At 61.0% G+C, this 17,342-nt stretch carries 15 protein-coding genes; 14 read left to right on the forward strand and 1 reads right to left on the reverse strand.

The genetic code is table 11. The annotated features are described in order from the left end of the window. The first annotated feature begins 168 nt into the window (after window positions 1-168). The 3 genes from AC3D25_RS21050 (at window position 169) to AC3D25_RS21060 (ending at window position 3,808) form a co-directional block, all read left to right on the forward strand. Window positions 169-903, forward strand: a complete 735-nt coding sequence (locus AC3D25_RS21050; protein ID WP_488890360.1) for a response regulator transcription factor — start codon at window positions 169-171, stop codon at window positions 901-903. Then, window positions 903-2,210, forward strand: coding sequence for an ATP-binding protein (locus tag AC3D25_RS21055; RefSeq protein WP_488890361.1), 1,308 nt, complete (start codon window positions 903-905; stop codon window positions 2,208-2,210). The genes AC3D25_RS21050 and AC3D25_RS21055 overlap by 1 nt, the downstream gene beginning before the upstream one ends. A 458-nt stretch (window positions 2,211-2,668) precedes the next feature. Further along, window positions 2,669-3,808, forward strand: coding sequence for a porin (locus AC3D25_RS21060; RefSeq protein WP_488890362.1), 1,140 nt, complete (start codon window positions 2,669-2,671; stop codon window positions 3,806-3,808). A 45-nt stretch (window positions 3,809-3,853) separates the two neighbouring features. Here the strand turns inward: AC3D25_RS21060 and AC3D25_RS21065 are convergent, their stop codons facing one another. Next, window positions 3,854-5,128 carry an ABC transporter substrate-binding protein gene (locus AC3D25_RS21065; RefSeq protein WP_488890363.1) on the reverse strand — a complete coding sequence of 425 codons (1,275 nt, stop codon included), beginning with the start codon at window positions 5,126-5,128 and terminating at the stop codon, window positions 3,854-3,856. On the opposite strand from AC3D25_RS21065, the gene AC3D25_RS21070 reads away from it, so the two are divergent. The 11 genes from AC3D25_RS21070 (at window position 5,078) to AC3D25_RS21120 (ending at window position 17,314) form a co-directional block, all read left to right on the forward strand. Further along, window positions 5,078-6,037: a LysR substrate-binding domain-containing protein gene (locus AC3D25_RS21070; RefSeq protein WP_488890364.1), complete on the forward strand. Its 960-nt coding sequence runs from the start codon at window positions 5,078-5,080 to the stop codon at window positions 6,035-6,037. The two genes, AC3D25_RS21065 and AC3D25_RS21070, sit on opposite strands and share 51 nt — an antisense overlap. A gap of 220 nt (window positions 6,038-6,257) precedes the next feature. After that, on the forward strand, window positions 6,258-7,301 hold the full coding sequence (locus AC3D25_RS21075; protein WP_488890365.1) for a Bug family tripartite tricarboxylate transporter substrate binding protein: 1,044 nt from the start codon (window positions 6,258-6,260) through the stop codon (window positions 7,299-7,301). Window positions 7,302-7,343: 42 nt separating this feature from the next. Next, complete coding sequence (locus AC3D25_RS21080; protein WP_488890366.1) at window positions 7,344-8,198, forward strand: amidohydrolase family protein; 855 nt, start codon at window positions 7,344-7,346, stop codon at window positions 8,196-8,198. An 80-nt stretch (window positions 8,199-8,278) separates the two neighbouring features. Beyond that, window positions 8,279-10,312: a tripartite tricarboxylate transporter permease gene (locus AC3D25_RS21085; RefSeq protein ID WP_488890367.1), complete on the forward strand. Its 2,034-nt coding sequence runs from the start codon at window positions 8,279-8,281 to the stop codon at window positions 10,310-10,312. A gap of 24 nt (window positions 10,313-10,336) precedes the next feature. Further along, the gene (locus AC3D25_RS21090) at window positions 10,337-10,867 is read left to right on the forward strand and encodes a carboxymuconolactone decarboxylase family protein (RefSeq protein WP_488890368.1); all 531 of its coding nucleotides are present in this window, start codon (window positions 10,337-10,339) and stop codon (window positions 10,865-10,867) included. 16 nt (window positions 10,868-10,883) lie between these two features. Further along, on the forward strand, window positions 10,884-11,822 hold the full coding sequence (locus AC3D25_RS21095) for a LysR substrate-binding domain-containing protein (RefSeq protein ID WP_488890369.1): 939 nt from the start codon (window positions 10,884-10,886) through the stop codon (window positions 11,820-11,822). Window positions 11,823-12,026: 204 nt separating this feature from the next. After that, window positions 12,027-12,998 (forward strand): ABC transporter substrate-binding protein, encoded by a 972-nt coding sequence (locus AC3D25_RS21100; RefSeq protein WP_488890370.1) that lies wholly within the window; start codon window positions 12,027-12,029, stop codon window positions 12,996-12,998. A gap of 23 nt (window positions 12,999-13,021) precedes the next feature. Further along, on the forward strand, window positions 13,022-14,047 hold the full coding sequence (locus tag AC3D25_RS21105; protein ID WP_488890371.1) for an amidohydrolase family protein: 1,026 nt from the start codon (window positions 13,022-13,024) through the stop codon (window positions 14,045-14,047). Continuing rightward, entirely contained in the window at window positions 14,047-14,895 is an 849-nt protein-coding gene (locus AC3D25_RS21110; RefSeq protein ID WP_488890372.1) for an amidohydrolase family protein, read from the forward strand. The genes AC3D25_RS21105 and AC3D25_RS21110 overlap by 1 nt, the downstream gene beginning before the upstream one ends. An 11-nt stretch (window positions 14,896-14,906) precedes the next feature. Continuing rightward, window positions 14,907-15,764: an HpcH/HpaI aldolase family protein gene (locus AC3D25_RS21115; RefSeq protein WP_488890373.1), complete on the forward strand. Its 858-nt coding sequence runs from the start codon at window positions 14,907-14,909 to the stop codon at window positions 15,762-15,764. Then, a complete protein-coding gene (locus AC3D25_RS21120) occupies window positions 15,764-17,314 on the forward strand; it encodes an acetolactate synthase large subunit (RefSeq protein WP_488890374.1) in 1,551 nt (516 codons plus the stop codon). The genes AC3D25_RS21115 and AC3D25_RS21120 overlap by 1 nt, the downstream gene beginning before the upstream one ends. Window positions 17,315-17,342 lie beyond the last annotated feature (28 nt).

Here is a 17,342-nt window from a genome sequence, read left to right on the forward strand (position 1 = left end):
GGGTTTGCCCGTATAACATCAACTAAGTTGTTGATTCATATAGGCATTCACATATTGTGTCTAGATTGACACGAAGCGGCGGCAGGTTCTGTAAGAAAATCCGGGGAGGCGCCCGCACGCATCGCAACGAAGTGCGCGGGCCGGAACTCATCGTGACGGCAGACCGAATTGAACGACACCCATCTTCTTCTCGTCGAAGACGATCCCGACATCAGCGCCTCGCTCGCGGATTTTTTGCGCGGCAAGGGCTACGCCGTGCAGATAGCAGAAAGTGCGGAAACGGCGCATGAGACACTCGCGCGTGGGGCATTCGACCTGATCCTGCTCGATGTGATGCTGCCCGGCGAGGACGGATTGAGTTTCTGCCGGCACGTGCGCGCATCGGGCGGCCCGCCGATCATCATGCTCACCGCGCTATCCGAAGCCACCGACAAGGTGATCGGTCTCGAACTCGGCGCGGACGACTACGTCACCAAGCCCTTCGATTTGCGCGAACTGCTGGCGCGCATCCGCGTCGCGCTGAGACGCGGCCAATCGAATGAAGCCGGCGCGAAGCAAGAGAAGGACAAGACGCCGCCTACCGAACTCGTGATGAAGTTTTCCGGCTTCACGTTCTATCCGTACCGGCGTTTCTTGCGCTCGCCTGCCGGCTTGCGCGTGCCCTTGACGGGCGCGGAAACCGATCTGCTGCTGGTGTTATGTCAGCATGCGCGGCGCGTGTTGTCGCGCGAGGAACTCATCGGCCTGACGCGCGGCCAGAACTTTCCGATTGCCGCGCGCTCCGTCGATTTGCTCGTGAGCCGCCTGCGTCGCAAGCTCGCCGGCGACGATCCGCTCGACGACCCCATCCGCACCATGCGCGCGGATGGCTACGCGTTTCAGCCCGACGTGACGATCGTCTGATGCGGCACTTTTTCGCCACCACGCTCGGCCAGATTCTCGCCATCGTCGCGTGTTCCTCGGCCGCGACGTTCATGCTGTTCATCGCATTACTGTTTTATCCGGGCGCACCGCCGAGTCCACCATGGCCGTGGCAATCGACGTATCGCATCGAAGGGCTGGTCAACGTTCTCAGGGATCTGCCGCGCGCGGAACGCGCGAGCGCGCTCGCCGCCGTGCAGCGCCCGAACCTGGCCGTCCGGTTGATCGACCGGCCGGTGCTCTGTTACGCGAGCACCTTCGATACCCACGACCTCGAAGCCGCGCTGAAGGAGGAATTGTCCGGCGCGCAGGGACTGACGGTGCGTTCATGCGATCCGAAAAATCCCGCCCATGATATGCAGGTGATCGTTCCGCTCGGCGACGCGACGCTTGAAATACGCACGGATCGCGTCGGCTCCGAGCCGCCTCGCTTCACGTTTCCGTTCTTCGGCGCACTTTTGTTTCTGTGCGTGGGCGTGGCGGCATTGTCCGCGTGGGCGGTGTCGCGCGTCATTCGTCCGTTGCGGCGCCTGTCCGAGAAAGCCGATGCCTTCGGCCGCGACATTGCGATCGCGCCGATCGAAGAAGAGGGACCGCTCGAAATCCGGCGCGCGGCACACGCGTTCAATCTGATGCAGGAGCGCATTACGCGGTCAATGCAAAGCCGCACGCGGATGCTCGCCGCGATCAGCCACGATTTGCGTACGCCGTTGACCCGCATGCGGTTGCAAGCCGATAACGAGGGCAAGGAAATCGACCGCGCCAAGCTGTCGCGCGACATCGAGTTGATGCAAACAATGGTCGCGTCGGCGCTCACGTTTTTGACGAGCAACGCGAGTGCGGAGAAAAAAGACTGGCTCGACCTCGGCGCACTGCTCGACATGCTTTGCGATGAATACGCGGAATCGGGCGTCGCGATCTGCTATGAGGGGCCGGCCCAGATCCCGTTTCTATGCCGTCCGGAAGGCATCCAGCGCGTGTTTTCCAATCTGATGGAAAATGCCATTCATTTCGGCAAGGTGATCGTGGTGACGGCGACCGTCGGAGACGAAAGCATCTGCGTCGATGTCGCGGACGATGGTCCCGGAATACCGCCCGATCGTTTAGGCGACGTGATCGAGCCGTTTGTGCGGCTGGATCACGCCCGCACGAAGCGGCCGGGAAGCGTGGGGCTCGGGCTGTCGATCGTCGATGACATCGTGCGCGGGCATAACGGAACGTTAACCTTGTTCAATCGACGCGAAGCTGGACTGACTGCGCGAGTCACCCTGCCGGTGTCGGCGGATTAGGCAGTTCACGATACCTCCACAGCTCGCGAGCTTCCCGAGTGCATCCCATATCCGTGCGGGACGACTGGTGCCCGCTCTCATGCAGCATAAACATACGACAGGCGAAGGCGAGTTCAGCTAGCGGCCACTAATTGGCTTCCTCCGGCGTAGACATTCAGGCATCTCGACGATACGGCTCGCGAACGCGTCATTCGGTCCTGAAGTACGGCGTTGCTGCAATCGCAACCGTATCCCACGCTACGATCTTTAGTGTGCTCAAAGTCGACCTGAGCCGTGATCGGCGTGCGATGGCATTAACCATTTCCTCAACCGAAATGCGGCTATTCTCAACTTGCACATGGCATTGCGCTGGCAGAATTCGATCACTGCAGTGACAAATCAAAAAGCTCACGGGCGCACGGCGGCGATCTCTGCACCGCTTTCTCGGCTTAGTGAGCGCCATGACGGAGACAAGAGAAATGAAATACCGGACCGCGATGTGCGTCTGTGCTGCAGTTCTTGGCGCTTCGTCCGCCTGGGCGCAAGACATAGAAGAAGATGCGCCGCCCCCGAAGCCACTCGGCGTCAGTTCAGTGACCCTGTATGGCTTGATGGACCAAGGCGTCGAATTCGTCAACAATGTCGCCAACGGAAAGAACAAGACCACCAATGGATGGCGCACGGGCGACGGAACGGCTACCTCATACTTCGGCATCAGAGGAAGCGAGGACCTGGGAGATGGAGTCAAGGCGATTTTCGATCTGCAAGGCGGATTCAGTCCCACCACCGGCGCTTCAAGGCAGGGTGGCCGCATGTTTGGACGGCAATCTTACGTGGGTATCGACGGGAAATACGGTCGCTTGACGTTTGGCCGCCAGTACACGATGCGCTTCTACGGCGTCTCTTTCATCAATCCGTTTGGGACCGGCGCGCAAGGGCTCACAACACTCGATAATGGGATCGCCAATGCACGCGCCGACAACTCCGTCAGCTATCGCTATTTTTTGGGCGGCTTCGAAGGCGGTGTCAACTACAGCTTCGGCCGCGATGCCGTCGCGGGCAACAGCAGTGTCGCCACGAATTGTCCGGGTCAGACCTCACCTTCGAATCAGTGCCGGGAATATTCCGCGCTGCTCAAATACGAGGGACATACCTGGGGTCTGGCGACTTCGTATGAGCGCAACTATGGCGGGACGTCTGCGACGTGGGGCGGACTAACATCGCCGGATCTCACGGACAGCCGGTTCACGTTGGGCGGCTACTTCATGATCAGCAAGGCGAAGTTCGGCGTGGGCTGGATCCGGCGAGTGGACGAGGGTCTCGCCACGCCGCGAAGCAACCTGCTGTGGTTCACGGGCACCGTGCCGGTGACGCCGTTCTTCCACGTCGACGGAATGTTGGCGCAACTCAAATACGAGCATTCCTCAAACAAGGCGCTGATCGAGGTCTTGCGCGGCGAATACCTGCTTTCCAAGCGTACGTTGCTCTATGTGACCGGTGAGCACATCCACAATTCAGGCAATCTGGCGCTCGCGGCGACCACGCTTTCTCCAGTGCCGACGCCTCCCGCAGGTGGTTCGCAGATCTCCGTCATTGCAGGCATCCGCCACACGTTCTGAGCGGGGCCGCGAGTCACGGGGAAGCGCAGGCTTCTCCGTGCTCGCCTATGGAGCCAGTTTCGCGGCGGCGCTGGCCGCCGACATATCGGCCACTGCGCTGAACGCTTGTTTGCGTTTCAGGCTTCCCACGCCGAGATCCATGTCCTGCAGATATCCAATGTCTTCCTCGGTGAGCGACAGATCCCTCGAATACGGTCGATGCGTCTGATTGAAGTCCCAGATCGCCTGGGCGGATGCTAGGTCGAAGTTCTTTTGGGCGCGCTTGCGTGCGTCGAAGAAAGCGTCATGCGACGCGGGCGACATCAGGTAGTCGTAGAGCGCGCCGTAAGCGGCCATGACGGAAGTTAATCCTTCGTGCTTCGCGCCGAGCGCCGAATCCGAGGCGTACGCCGATTGAAACACGCAGTTCGGCAGCGCCTGCCAGAGATTCCCATCGCCGACGACCTTCGGACCCGCATCGTCGTTGAGATGGGAGATGCTGGCGCAGCAGGCGTCCGCCGCACCGTTGGCGACCGCGTCGAAGCACTGGTCGTTGCTTCCATGATCGACGAAGTCGATGGTCGAAGCGTCGATGTCCTTTTCCTTCATCAATTGCAGCATGAGGGTATGCAGCAAGCCCAGCTTCGGCCCGACCGCGACAGTCTTTCCTTTCAGATCGGCGAGTGTTTTCGCGCCTTCGGGCCTGGCGAAAATCGTGAGCGCGCACTTCTTCATGCCAGCACCGATGATCTTCACCGGCGCCCCCTGCTCAATGCGCGCAAGCACGAGGTTGTAGCCGGACACCATGCACACATCGGCTTCACCGCGCGCGATGGCATCGAACGGCCCGGTCGGGCCGGGTACCTGGATGATTCGCGCGTTGACGCCGAACGATCTGAAATAGCCGAGCTCATTCATTAAGGCGTTCAGCGTCGCGTTCTCCAGGCCTGGATTGCTGACGATGCGGAGTTCGGTCGAGGCGGCTTTGGCGATATGAGGCGCGGCGAGTCCGTTCATTGCCAAACCCATGCCGAAGGCTCCCGCTCTGCGCAGAAAGCTGCGGCGGGTCGAATCGTACGTCATCTGCATGTCTCCGAGTGCCGGTCGAGCGGGCATATAGTTGTGGGACTTCGCACAGAAAAATCGAAACGCGTGGCTTGCGGCCAGACTTGCGCGCGAGCGATGAGCCGAAGCCCACAATCGCGGATTTTGCCCGCGCGTCGGCAATCGGTCGATTGAGTAAAATAGCCGGTGACTTAACCATTCGCTCATACCGGAAAGAGGTGCGACGTGTCGGCGGAACTCGATTGGTACCTGCAGATCAACCTCAAGGCTCGGCACTTGCGGTTGCTCGTGACGGTCGACACGTATCGCAATCTGAGCCAGGTCGCGGAAGTTACGCACGTCACGTTGCCCGCTGTCTCGAAGGCGCTGGCCGAACTGGAACGCGGCCTCGGTCTGACGCTTTTCACGCGTACGGGGCAGGGCCTGGTGCCCACGCCCTACGGCGAATGTCTGACGCGCCATGCTCGAGCGATGTTGCACGTCCTGCATCAGGCACGCGATGAGTTGAAAGCGCTGAGCGCGGGCACCGAGGGCAAAGTTGAGATCGGCGTGCTGCCCGTTTCGGCGTCCATCCTCCTGACTCATGCGCTGAAGCTGCTCAAGCAGCGTTCGCCGGGCACCAACGTCAAGATCGTCGAGGGATCCACGGCGTCATTGTTGCCCGAGTTGTGGCAAGGGCATCTCGATCTCGTTGTCGGCCGTTTGCCGCCTCTGGACGCGCTCGGGAGCTTCGACGAGAAGGAACTGCTCGAAGAACCCGTCATGCTCGTGACCGGTCGGCAACATCCGTTGGCGCACAAGAAGTCCGTGGAATGGTCTGACTTGCTGCCCTATCCGTGGATACTTCCGCCTCCCGGTTCGATTCTGCGCGATCCGTTTGAACGCGCGCTAGAGGCGCACGGCGTGCCGCTGACGAACAACTACATCGAGACGCTGTCGCTGCACGTTATCCGCGCGCACCTGCAGGTGTCGGAATGTATCGCCGTCATGGCCGATACGTCCGCGCGCGAGACCAGTCATCCGCAGCCGCTCCATACGCTACCGCTGAATTTGCCCCGCCTGCTGAGGCCCGCGGGCGTACTGTGGAACCGCGTCCGCGCGCTCACGCCGAGCGCGCAGCTCATGATCTCCTGCCTCGAAGAGGCAGCGTTGCGCCTCGCGCAAGATGTGCCGCAGCGCCGCTGACATCCCCGGCTCCAAGCGCGCTAGTCGCTAATGCCCTCACCTTAACCATTTGCTCAACCCGGCTTCGGTTTTTCTCAATCCACCGGGTTCGACGCGCTGGCACAATCAGTTCGCGCTCACCAATCCAAGAATAGTGAGAGCGACGCGAATTGCCACCGGGAAGCTTGCCTTCGCGGGCGCTACATGGACAGTTCCGCGCATCTATACGGAGACAAGCAAGATGATCAATTTCAGGACCGCGATCTGCGCGTGTGCAGCGCTGTTCGGTTTCACCTCGACGGCGTTTGCGGCCTCTGCGTCCAGCCAATCCGTGGAAGACTTCTATCGCGGCAAGGCGTTGACGCTCGTGGTCAGCGCGGACGCGGGGACGGTGACCGACATCGTCGCGCGTCAGTTCTCGCGGTACTTCGTCAAGTACGTTCCGGGCCATCCGAAAGCAATCGTGATGAACGTGGTCGGCGCAGGCGGCATGGTCGCGGCGGCGTCGCTCCAGTCGCGGCAGCCGAGCGACGGAACCGTCATCGGGTTTCTTCAGCGAAACAACCTCTATATCCCGCTGCTCGACGAGAGACAAAACCGCTTCGATCCGCGCAAGGTCAGATGGATCGGCAGCCTGAACAAGGTCGAGTACTGCCTGGTTTCCATGACGCGATCCGGCGTGATCACGGCGGATGATCTGAGCAAGAAGAAGATGTATATCGGCGCGACCGGATTCGCCAACGAGGATCGCACCTTGCCCGCGCTGCTGGACGAATATATCGGCGCGAAGATGAGCATCGTGCCGGGCTACACGGGTCGCGGCGAAGTCTATCTCGCGATGCAACGCGGCGAAGTCGATGGCTGGGCGTCCACCATCGATGGCCTTCAACAAGGCGAACCGGTGCGGCTCTTGCAGAGCGGAAAAATGAAAGTGCTGTTGCACCTCGGGTGGACTAGTCCCGCAGGTTACACCGACGTCCCGAACCTCTCGTCCTACATCACGCAGCCTGATGTGAAAGCGCTCTTCAATCTGTTCATTCTGCCGTTTCAGGCGGGACGCCCCATTGCCGTGCCGAAGGACGTGCCGCAGGATCGTCTGAACGCGCTTCGCGATGCGTTCGCGAAGACCATCGCCGACCCGGACTTCATCGAGGCGATGAAGCAATCGGGCTATCCGCTGGATGCCATCGATGGAAACGCGGTGGAGCAGATCGTCGCCAAGCTATATGCCACGCCCGAACCGCAAGTCGCCGATGCGCGCAGGCTGATCTTCGGTTCGCATTAAGCAGCGCGGGAAAGAACACCATCACCAAACGGTAAAGCCCAAATGACGCCCGAAATTATCGACATTCATCCGCACATCATCTCGACGGACACAGACCGCTATCCGATCGCGCCTCAGCACGGACATCGTTCCAAGTGGTCGGCGACCCGGCCCGTCGCCTTCGAGCAACTGATTGCCGAGATGGATGAAGCCGGCGTATCCAAAGCCGCGATCGTGCACTCGTCGACCACCTACGGCACCAACAATTCATACGTTGCCGATAGCGTGGCGCAACATCCGGATCGCTTCACGGGCGTCTATTCGTTCGACCTGCTGGCGCCCGACGCGTTGACGACCTTCGACCATTGGCTCGCGCGCGGCATGGGCGGAATCCGGCTCTTCACCGGTGGCGCCACGCATCAGAACGATGGAAGCTGGCTCGTCAACCCGGCGACGTTCCCGATCTGGGAACGAAGCGCCGAGCTCGGTATGCCCATGGCGGTCCAGACGACGCCGGACGGTTTGTCGATGGTGGCGGAACTGGCCGAGCGTTTCCCCTCGGTGAAGATCGCACTCGATCACTGCGGCCGGCCGAATCTGGAAGGAGGGCCCCCATATGCGAGTTGCGCCGGGCTGTTCGCGCTCGCGAAATACGACAACGTCTACATGAAAATCACGCCCCGTACTTTCGATCTCGCTCAGGCAGCGCCGGGCGGCGCGGAGCCGTTCTTCGCCAGGCTCGTCGAAGTATTCGGCGCGGATCACCTCGCTTTCGGGTCGAACTATCCGGCGTCGGCGGGTCCGTTGAAGACGCTTGTCGAGCAAGGCCGTGCGTGCTTCGCGGGCTTGAGCGATGAGGAGCGCGCGTGGATCTGGGGACGAACGGCCAAAGCGCTGTATCCGATGCTGGCTGACTAAGTTTCCGCATTCAGCGGAAGGTTCGAGTCGGACCTAAAACAGGTGAGCCTGCGAAGCTCGCCATTCCATCAGGATGAGACATGGAGTTCTTCAACGACGCAACGCTGATGGCGGCCGGACACGCGCTGTCGACGCTCTTGCAGTTCAACCGGATCATCTTTCTCGTATCCGGCGTGGCGGTCGGACTGGCGATCGGCTTGCTGCCGGGAATCGGCGGTCTGACGGGTTTCGCGCTGCTGGTGCCGTTCACGTACACCATGGACCCGTATGCCGCGTTCGCCATGCTGCTCGGGATGGCTTCTGTCATCACGACATCGGACGTGATCCCGGCTGTGCTCTTTGGCGTGCCGGGTCATGCGGCATCTCAGGCGACGGTTCTCGACGGCCTGCCGATGACCAAACGCGGCGAGGCGTCGCGAGCGTTGAGCGCATGCTACATGTCGTCGCTGATGGGCGGACTGATTGGCGCGGTCATCCTGGCGGTGTCGCTGCCGCTCGTGCGCCCGTTCGTGCTGTCGATCGGCACGCCGGAGATGCTGTCGCTTACCGTGTTCGGTGTGTCGATGGTCTCGGCGCTGTCGGGCAATGCGCCGCTGCGTGGCGTCGTCGCGGCCTGCTTCGGCATTCTGGTAGGGATGATCGGTACGAACGTCGCGACCGGCCAGATGCGCTGGACAGGCGACATTCTCTACTTACAGGACGGTATCCCGCTGGTGCCGATCATCCTCGGTATCTTCGCGTTGCCCGAGTTGTGCGAGCTGGCAATCCGGCGCGCGGCTATCGCGGAGAATGCGCAGTTCACCTCGCGGCAAGGCATGGTTGAAGGCGTCAAGGACTGTTTTCGCAACTGGTTCCTCGTTTTGCGTTGCGGTGGCCTCGGCGCGATTCTCGGTGCGGTGCCGGGCATCACCGGCGCGGTGACGGATTGGATCGCATACGGCCACGCGTTGCAGACGTCCAAGGGCGCAAAGGAATCGTTCACCAAGGGCGACGTGCGAGGCGTGATCGCGCCGGAAGCGGCGAATAACGCGCGAGAGGGTGGCAGTCTCGTGCCGATGCTCGCGTTCGGCGTGCCCGGCGGCGCGGCACAAGCCATTCTGCTTGGCGCGATGATGGTCCACGGCTTCATCCCCGGCCCCGACATGCTGACCAAGCACCTGGACTTTACTTATTCGATGGTCTGGTCGATCGCGCTCGCCAACATCTTCGGCGCGGGGCTTTGCTTTCTCCTTAGCGGACAGTTCGCGAAGGTTTCGACGCTGCGCTACACGCTCATTCTGCCGGTGATCATGCCGATCATTTATGTCGGCGCGTTTCAGGGATCGCGGAGTTGGGGCGATCTCTTCGTGCTGCTGATCGCGGGCGTCATCGGATGGACAATGAAGCGGCTCAAATGGGCGCGCCCGCCGATGATTCTCGGTCTCGTGCTCGGCGTGCTGATGGAACGCTACATGTCGATTTCGTTCGTGCGCTACGGCACTGACTGGCTGACGCGCCCGGTAGTCATCGTCCTTTTGAGCCTCGCCGCACTGGTCTTTTTCAAGCCGCTCTTCTCAGCGTTGCGTAGTGGCGGAATCGCACAGTTCAAGCCGAGCGGATCTATTGCCATCAAACCCGCGGATCTCGTCCATGTCTTTTTTATCGGCGTCGGGCTTTATATGCTCGTGAGCTCGCAGAGCTGGCTTCTCATGGCGCGGATCGGGCCGACGGTCGTGGCGAGCATTCTTGTCTGCGCCGGAACGGTCAGTCTTGCGTACAAGGTCTTCGTGATTCCGGCTCACGGCGTGGCGCGTGCGAATAGCGGCGTGCATATGGATGTATCGAGCGAGCTCGACGAAAAATTGCCCAACAAGACCGTGCTGGTGCGCGCCGCTTGTTTCTTCGGCTGGTTCCTCGCGTTTCTGGCCTGTATGTCGCTGATCGGCATGTTGCCGACCGTGCCATTGATGATCGCCGCTTATATGCGCGTTGAAGGGCGCGAGTCATGGAAGCTCAGTCTGATTTTTGCCGGGTGTGTGACGGTATTTCTTTACGTCGTCTTCGATCGGATTCTTCACATTCCCTGGCCGGACAGCTTCCTTGGACAGTGGTTGCCCAGTCTCGGCGGAAACTGATTCTTTAACAAAAGGAAACGACGAATGACACAAGATAGACTGGCGCGCATCGACGCGAAGCAAGCAACCGAAGAACAGATGCGAGTCATTGCTCAACTGAGTGAAGGTCGCGGTCGAATTCCGACGCCGTTCAACATCTGGCTGCACAACCCGCGTCTGGCCGAGGGGATGGAAATCATCGGCACGCATGTCGATCATTCGCCTGTGCTTAGCGAGGCGGAAACCGAAGTCGCCATTCTTTCCACGGCGGTGTTCTGGCGCGCGTCGTACGTGATCGCGAACCATCGCCGGCACGCGTTGAAAGCAGGGGTTCCCGAGGCGGTCGTGATCGCAATTCTGGACAAGCGCAGACCCGAGGGTGAACATGGGCGCTTTGGCGCGGTGTGCGATGCGGTGAGCGACATTCTGGCAGGCGGGTCGATTGACGAGACGCGCTTTGCCAGATACGACGCGGAACTGGGCCGGGCGGTCATTGCCGAACTGCTTGTCACGATAGGCTACTTCACCGCGATCTCGCTGGGCATGACGCTGCACGCGCTGAAACCGAAAGACTGAAAGCAGGAGGAATATCGTGACAGGCCTCGACGGATATTTGCAGGTGAACCTCAAGGCGAGACATCTTCGCCTGCTCGTGACTATCGATACCTATCGCAATCTGACGCAGGTGGCGGAAGTCACCCATGTCACCATGCCGGCGGTATCGAAGTCGCTGGCCGAATTGGAGCGCGGACTCGGTCTCACGCTTTTTTCGCGCACGGCGCAAGGGCTCGTACCCACGCCGCATGGAGAATGCCTCATACGTCATGCGCGCGAGATGCTGACGATACTGCATCAGGCGCGTGATGAAATGAAAGCGCTGAGTTCCGGCACGGAGGGAAAGGTACACATCGGCATGCTGCCCGCCTCCGCTTCCGCGCTGTTGCCCCAGGCGTTGAGTCTGTTGAAGCTCAAGTCGCCGGGAACGAACGTGCGGGTAGTCGAAGGCACGCGCGGCGCGCTGCTGCCCGAGTTGTGGCAAGGGCGTCTCGACCTGATAGTCGGGCGCTTGCCCGCGCCGGACACGCTCGGAAGTTTCGAGGAAAAGGCACTGCTCGAAGAGCCCGTCACCTTGATGACCGGAAAGCAACATCCGCTGGCTCGGCGCAAGAATCTGACGTGGTCGGATCTTCACCAGTATCCCTGGATCCTGCCTCCGCAAGGCTCGATTTTGAGGGATTCGCTCGAACGCACGTTGAGAGCACATGATGTACCGCTGACGAACAACTACATCGAGACGCTTTCCGTTCACGTGACGCGTGCTCACCTGCAGATTTCGGATTCCATTGCGGTCATGGTCGGCACGCCCGCGACCGATGCGGCGCAACCTTTGCATGCTTTGCCGCTGACCTTGCCCCGGCTGTTGCGTCCGTCGGGCGTACTCTGGAACCGGAACCGCGGCCTCACGCCGAGCGCGCAACTGATGGTCGCCTGCCTGGAAGAGGCCGCGGAACAATTGCAGAACGGTCAATAGGGAGAATCAGGCATTACGGTGCTCCTCTGGATTTCCCTCGCGATAAATAGTTAGGAATACAAATGGAGAATAAGGCGCACCTTTACCAAATGGTTAAGCTTCCGGCGCGTTAATTCAATAGACGACACCGCTTGTATCGAAAGATCATGTCGTCAACAAAACGAACTCGTGTAGCCGCACGATCATTTCTCCAAGGAGACGCAAGTGACCAAGAAAGTTCATCTCAAGTTCGCGATCGCGGAGCATCCGCATACCTCGGCTATTCGTGACGGTTCGATCCCAATCGAGGGTGTCGACGCGGAGTTCATAACCGTTCAGCCGCAGATCGGCGCGTTTCGCCGCATGGTGCGCGATGTCGAATTCGACGTGTGCGAACTTGCGCCGACCACCTACATCATCGCCCGTGCTTATGGCGCGCCGTTCGTCGCGCTGCCGATTTTCGTCGTGCGCCGCTTTCACCATTCCGGTTTGCTGGTGCGGCCGGAGGCGGGCATCAAGACGCCCAAGGATCTCGAAGGCAAGAAAGTCGGCGTGCGTGCCTACTCGGTGACGACTGGCGCGTGGACGCGACAGGTTCTGATCGACGAATTCGGCCTCGATCCGTCGAAGGTGACCTGGGTGGTCGACGACGAAGAACACGTCACGCAACTCGAACTTCCGCCGAACGTGGTGCATGCACCGAAGGGCACGTCGCTCGCGGAGATGATGGCTAGCGGCGAACTGGTCGCGGGTTTCCACGGCAACGCGGGCATTGGCCGCACCGGCGATCCGACCGGCGGCTGGAAGGAAGTCGAAGCGGATTATCCGGACATGTTCCCGAACGCGGCGGAACTGGAAGCAGAGTACTACGCCCGCACCGGCGTGTATCCCATGCACGGGACCATCGTGGTGAAGGACTCGGTGCTCGCCGAGCATCCCTGGGTCGCGAAATCGATCTATGACGCTTTCGACAAGGCTAAGCAGGACTGGCTCGCTAAACTCAATGCAGGCGAACTGAACGACAAGAAGAACAAGAAGTACATCGAGTTGCAAAAGATCGTCGGTCGCGATCCGCTGCCCTACGGCATCGAGGAAAACCGCAAGACCATTGAAGCGCTCGAAGCAACCGCGTTTAAGCAGGGCCTCACGCCGCGGCGCATGCCCATGAATGAGCTGTTCATCGATCCCCGCGTTTGAAACTTGCACGGAAAGCATAGAACATGATCATCGATTGCCACGGTCACTTCACCACTGTCCCCGCTTCCTTCCGCGACTGGCGCGCAAAGCAGATCGCGTCCGCTGACGATCCCGCCAATGCGCCGGCGCTTTCCGGCGCGCACGTCTCGGACGATGAAATCCGCGAAGGCGTGGGCAACGGCCAACTACGCTTGCAACAAGAGCGTGGCGGCGACCTCACGTTGTTCTCGCCGATTGCCGGTCTCATGAGCCATCATCTCGGCAACGAGCGAACAAGCCTGGAATGGGCCGGGGTTTCGAACGATCTCGTGCGGCGCGTCTGCGATCTCTACCCGGACAACTTCGTACCGGTGTGCCAGTTGCCGCAATCGCCGCTGGCGCCCCCGAAAAACTCGGTTCCCGAGTTGCGCCGTTGCGTGGAAGAAATGGGCTTCGTCGGCTGCAATCTGAATCCGGATCCGAGCGGCGGTTACTGGACCGGCAAGCCCATGACGGACCGAGAATGGTATCCGGTGTACGAGGCGCTGTGCGATCTCGATGTGCCCGCCATGATCCACGTAGCGGCGTCGTGCAATCCGTGTCACCACGGCACGGGCGCTCATTATCTGAACGCGGATACGTCCGTGTTCATGCAGTTGCTGCAAGGTGATCTGTTCAAGGACTTCCCGACGCTTCGTCTCGTGATTCCGCATGGCGGCGGCGCAGTGCCGTATCACTGGGGACGCTATCGCGGCATGTCGCTTGAAATCGCCAAGCGTCCGCTCGAAGGCTTGCTGAACAACATCTTCTTCGATACCTGCGTCTATCACCATCCGGGCGTGGAACTGCTGACCAAGGTCGTGCCCACGAGCAACGTCATGTTCGGCTCCGAAATGATCGGCGCGGTACGTGGCCGCGACCCGGACACCGACCAGTATTTCGACGATACAAAGCGCTACATCGACGCATGCGAAGCGCTCAGCGATGCGGACCGGCAGGCCATTTTCGAGGGCAACGCGCGGCGCGTCTATCCGCGTCTGGACAAGCACCTCAAGGCGAAAGGACTGTAATGAACATCATCGACATTCATCCTCACATCATCTCGGACGACGAGAAGCGCTATCCGCCCGCGCCGTTGTTCGGCAAGCGTTCTGACTGGTCGCAGGAACGCCCGAATACCGTCGAAGCGCTGATCGGGGCAATGGACGAAGCGGGTGTCGCGAAGTCGGCTGTCGTGCATTCGTCGACGACCTATGGCTTCGATAACAGCTACGTAGTGGACGGCTGCAACCAGTACAAGGATCGGCTCATCGCCGTGGGTTCGGTGGACATGCTGGCCGACGACGTGGCCGCCGTCATCAAAGGGTGGGCCGACAAAGGGCTCGCGGGATTGCGGATCTTCACAGGCGGTTCCACCAAGGATTTCGATCCGAGCGAACTCGACAACCCCAGGTCGTTCAGGGCGTGGGAAATGCTCGCTGAACTGCGACTCCCGATGTGCATTCAGACCGGACCGGTCGGCCTGCCGCAGGTACGCATGCTCGCGGAAAGGTTTCCGGCCGTGAACATCATCCTCGATCACCTCGCGCGTCCGGACGTCCTCGACGGCCCGCCGTATGCGAACGCCGCCGAGCTCTTTGCGCTCCGCGATCTGCCGAACGTTTATATGAAGCTCACGCCGCGCATCTTCGGTGACGTGAAGAAGGAGAAGGCGAGTGCGGACACGTTCTTCCCGCGCGTGGTGGAGACATTCGGGGCGCAACGTCTGGCCTGGGGATCGAATTTCCCGACCTCGCCCGGCACCCTGAGCGAGATTCTTGTGACGGCTCAAGAGAGCCTTGCCTGCCTGAGCGCTGACGACCGTGAATGGATCTTCGGCAAGACCGCGCAGAAGCTTTATCCGGCATTGAGCCAGTAAGAGAGACCAATATGTCAAACACTCGCCTGAACAGCATGATCCGCGCCTTCGAATCGGGTAAGGTCGCCCACGCGGCGTTTGCGAAACTCGACAAGCAGACCGCGATCGAAATGAGCGATTCGCCTTATGACGCACTCGTCTTCGAAATGGAGCACAACCCATACGACGTGTCGGCCCTCGGCGATGCACTCCAGTACCTGTTGAGCCGCAAGCAGATCGCCGAATCGGGTTCGGTCGCGCCGAAAGTGACGCCGATCGCGCGCATTCCCGCGAACGGTGTGGAGATGAACCAGAGCTTCGCCAAGCAAGTGCTCGACCGCGGCGCCTACGGCGTGATCTGGCCGCACGTGGCGACGGTCGAGCAAGCCTACAACGCCGTCGCTTCATGCCGCTATGCGCGTCCCAAGAGCGCGCCGCTATACGAGCCGAAAGGCGTGCGAGGCGATGGTCCTGCCAATGCGGCGCGCTACTGGGGCCTGTCGATGCAGGAATACTACGAGAAGGCCGACGTCTGGCCGCTCGCGCCGCAAGGCGAGATCCTCGTCGGCCTGATGTGCGAAAGCACTCAGGCGATCGAGAACCTCGATGACATGCTCGCCAATGTGCCGGGCATCGGCTTCATCCTGATCGGCGAGGGCGATCTGAGTCAGGAACTGGGATTTCCGCGTCAGTATGACCATCCGGAAGTGGTTGCCGCGATGCGTCAGATAGTCGAAACCTGCAAGAAACACAATGTGGTGGTCGGCAATCCGCATGTGACCGCGAAGAATCATCGGCGGCTGCAGGAAGAGGGTTATCGTTTTCTGATGTCGGCGCCGGCACGCAGCTATGGCGTAGTCGGTCTCGCGCGCGAACTGGCAGGTTACTGATGAATGGCGCCGAGAGTCTCGTGGCGACCCTGGTTGAGCAGGGCGTCGATATCTGCTTCGCCAATCCGGGCACCTCGGAGATGCATTTCCTCGCCGCGCTCGGCAATAATCCGAAGATGCGCAGCGTGCTCTGTCTGTTCGAAGGCGTGGCCACCGGCGCGGCCGACGGCTGGTATCGCATGAAGGACACGCCGGCGTCCACGCTGCTGCACCTCGGTCCCGGACTTGCAAACGGTCTCGCGAATATCCATAACGCCAAGCGCGCGTCGTCGGGGATGGTCAACGTTGTTGGCGAGCATTCGGTGTCGCATCTGAAGTACGATCCGCCGCTGACGTCGGACATCGAAGGTCTTGCGCGCCCACTGAGTCATTGGGTGCGGCGCGCGGAATCGTCGAGCACGATAGCGTGGGATACGGCTCAGGCAGTTGCCAAGGCGAGCGAGCATCCGGGTCAGATCGCCACGCTAATTCTTCCAGGCGATACGTCGTGGCAGCAAGTCGATGCGTCGTCTGTTTCGTTACCGGCTCGGGTGGAAACACGCAGAGAACCAAGCGCCGAACGCATCGAGCACATCGCGCGTGTGCTTCGCTCGGGCGAGCCGGCGCTCATCGTTCTGGCGAACCGCGCGACGCGCGGCGCAGCGCTGGAGAAGGCCGGCCGGATTGCAGCCGCAACCGGCGCGTTGCTGGGCTCGCAGTTCTTCACTGCGCGGATCGAGCGCGGCGCCGGCCGCGTGCCGCTTGCGCGCATTCCGTACGCGGTCGCGCAGGCCACGGCGTTCCTCAAGGAATTCAAGCACATCATCACCGTCGAGACGCGAGAACCTGTCGCGTTCTTCGCATATCCGGACAAGCCGAGTCTGCTCAAGGCAGAAGGCACGCTCGTGCATCCGCTCGTCGAGGCCGACGAAGACAGCGAACTCGCATTTGACATGCTGCTGCAGGCGCTCGGCGCGTCGGACACGGCCCCGGTTCTGCAACGGCGCATCGTGACGCCGGTTCCGACGGGCGCGCTCAATCCTGTGAGCATCGCGCATGCGCTTGCCGCGGCGTTGCCGGAGCACTGCATCGTCGTCGATGAATCGCTGACGACAGGGCGCGAGTCGATGAGCCTCACGATGGGCGCGCGTCCGCACGATCTCATCAACAACATGGGCGGCTCGATCGGCTATGCAACACCCGTGGCGAGCGGCGCGGCGCTCGCTTGCCCGGACCGTCGCGTGTTCTGCATGGTTGGCGACGGCAGCGCGATGTACACCATTCAGTCGCTCTGGACGCAGGCGCGCGAAGGACTGAACGTCACCACGATCATCTTTGCCAACAACAGTTACGCGATTCTCAAGGCCGAGTACGCCAACATGGGCGCGGGTGCGCCGGGAGAACGGGCGTTGTCGATGATCGACATCGACAAGCCACGTATCGACTGGCTCGCGATGGGGCAGAGCATGGGCGTGCCGGCGGTGGCGGTCGAGACTGCCGAAGCGTTCCACAAGGCGCTGACCGACTCGGCGCGCGAGGCCGGTCCTTGCCTGATCGAAGTGCGGCTTTGACATCCAACGATAGCAACAAGGAGCACAT

It is taken from the genome of Caballeronia sp. SL1002, assembly GCF_057814995.1.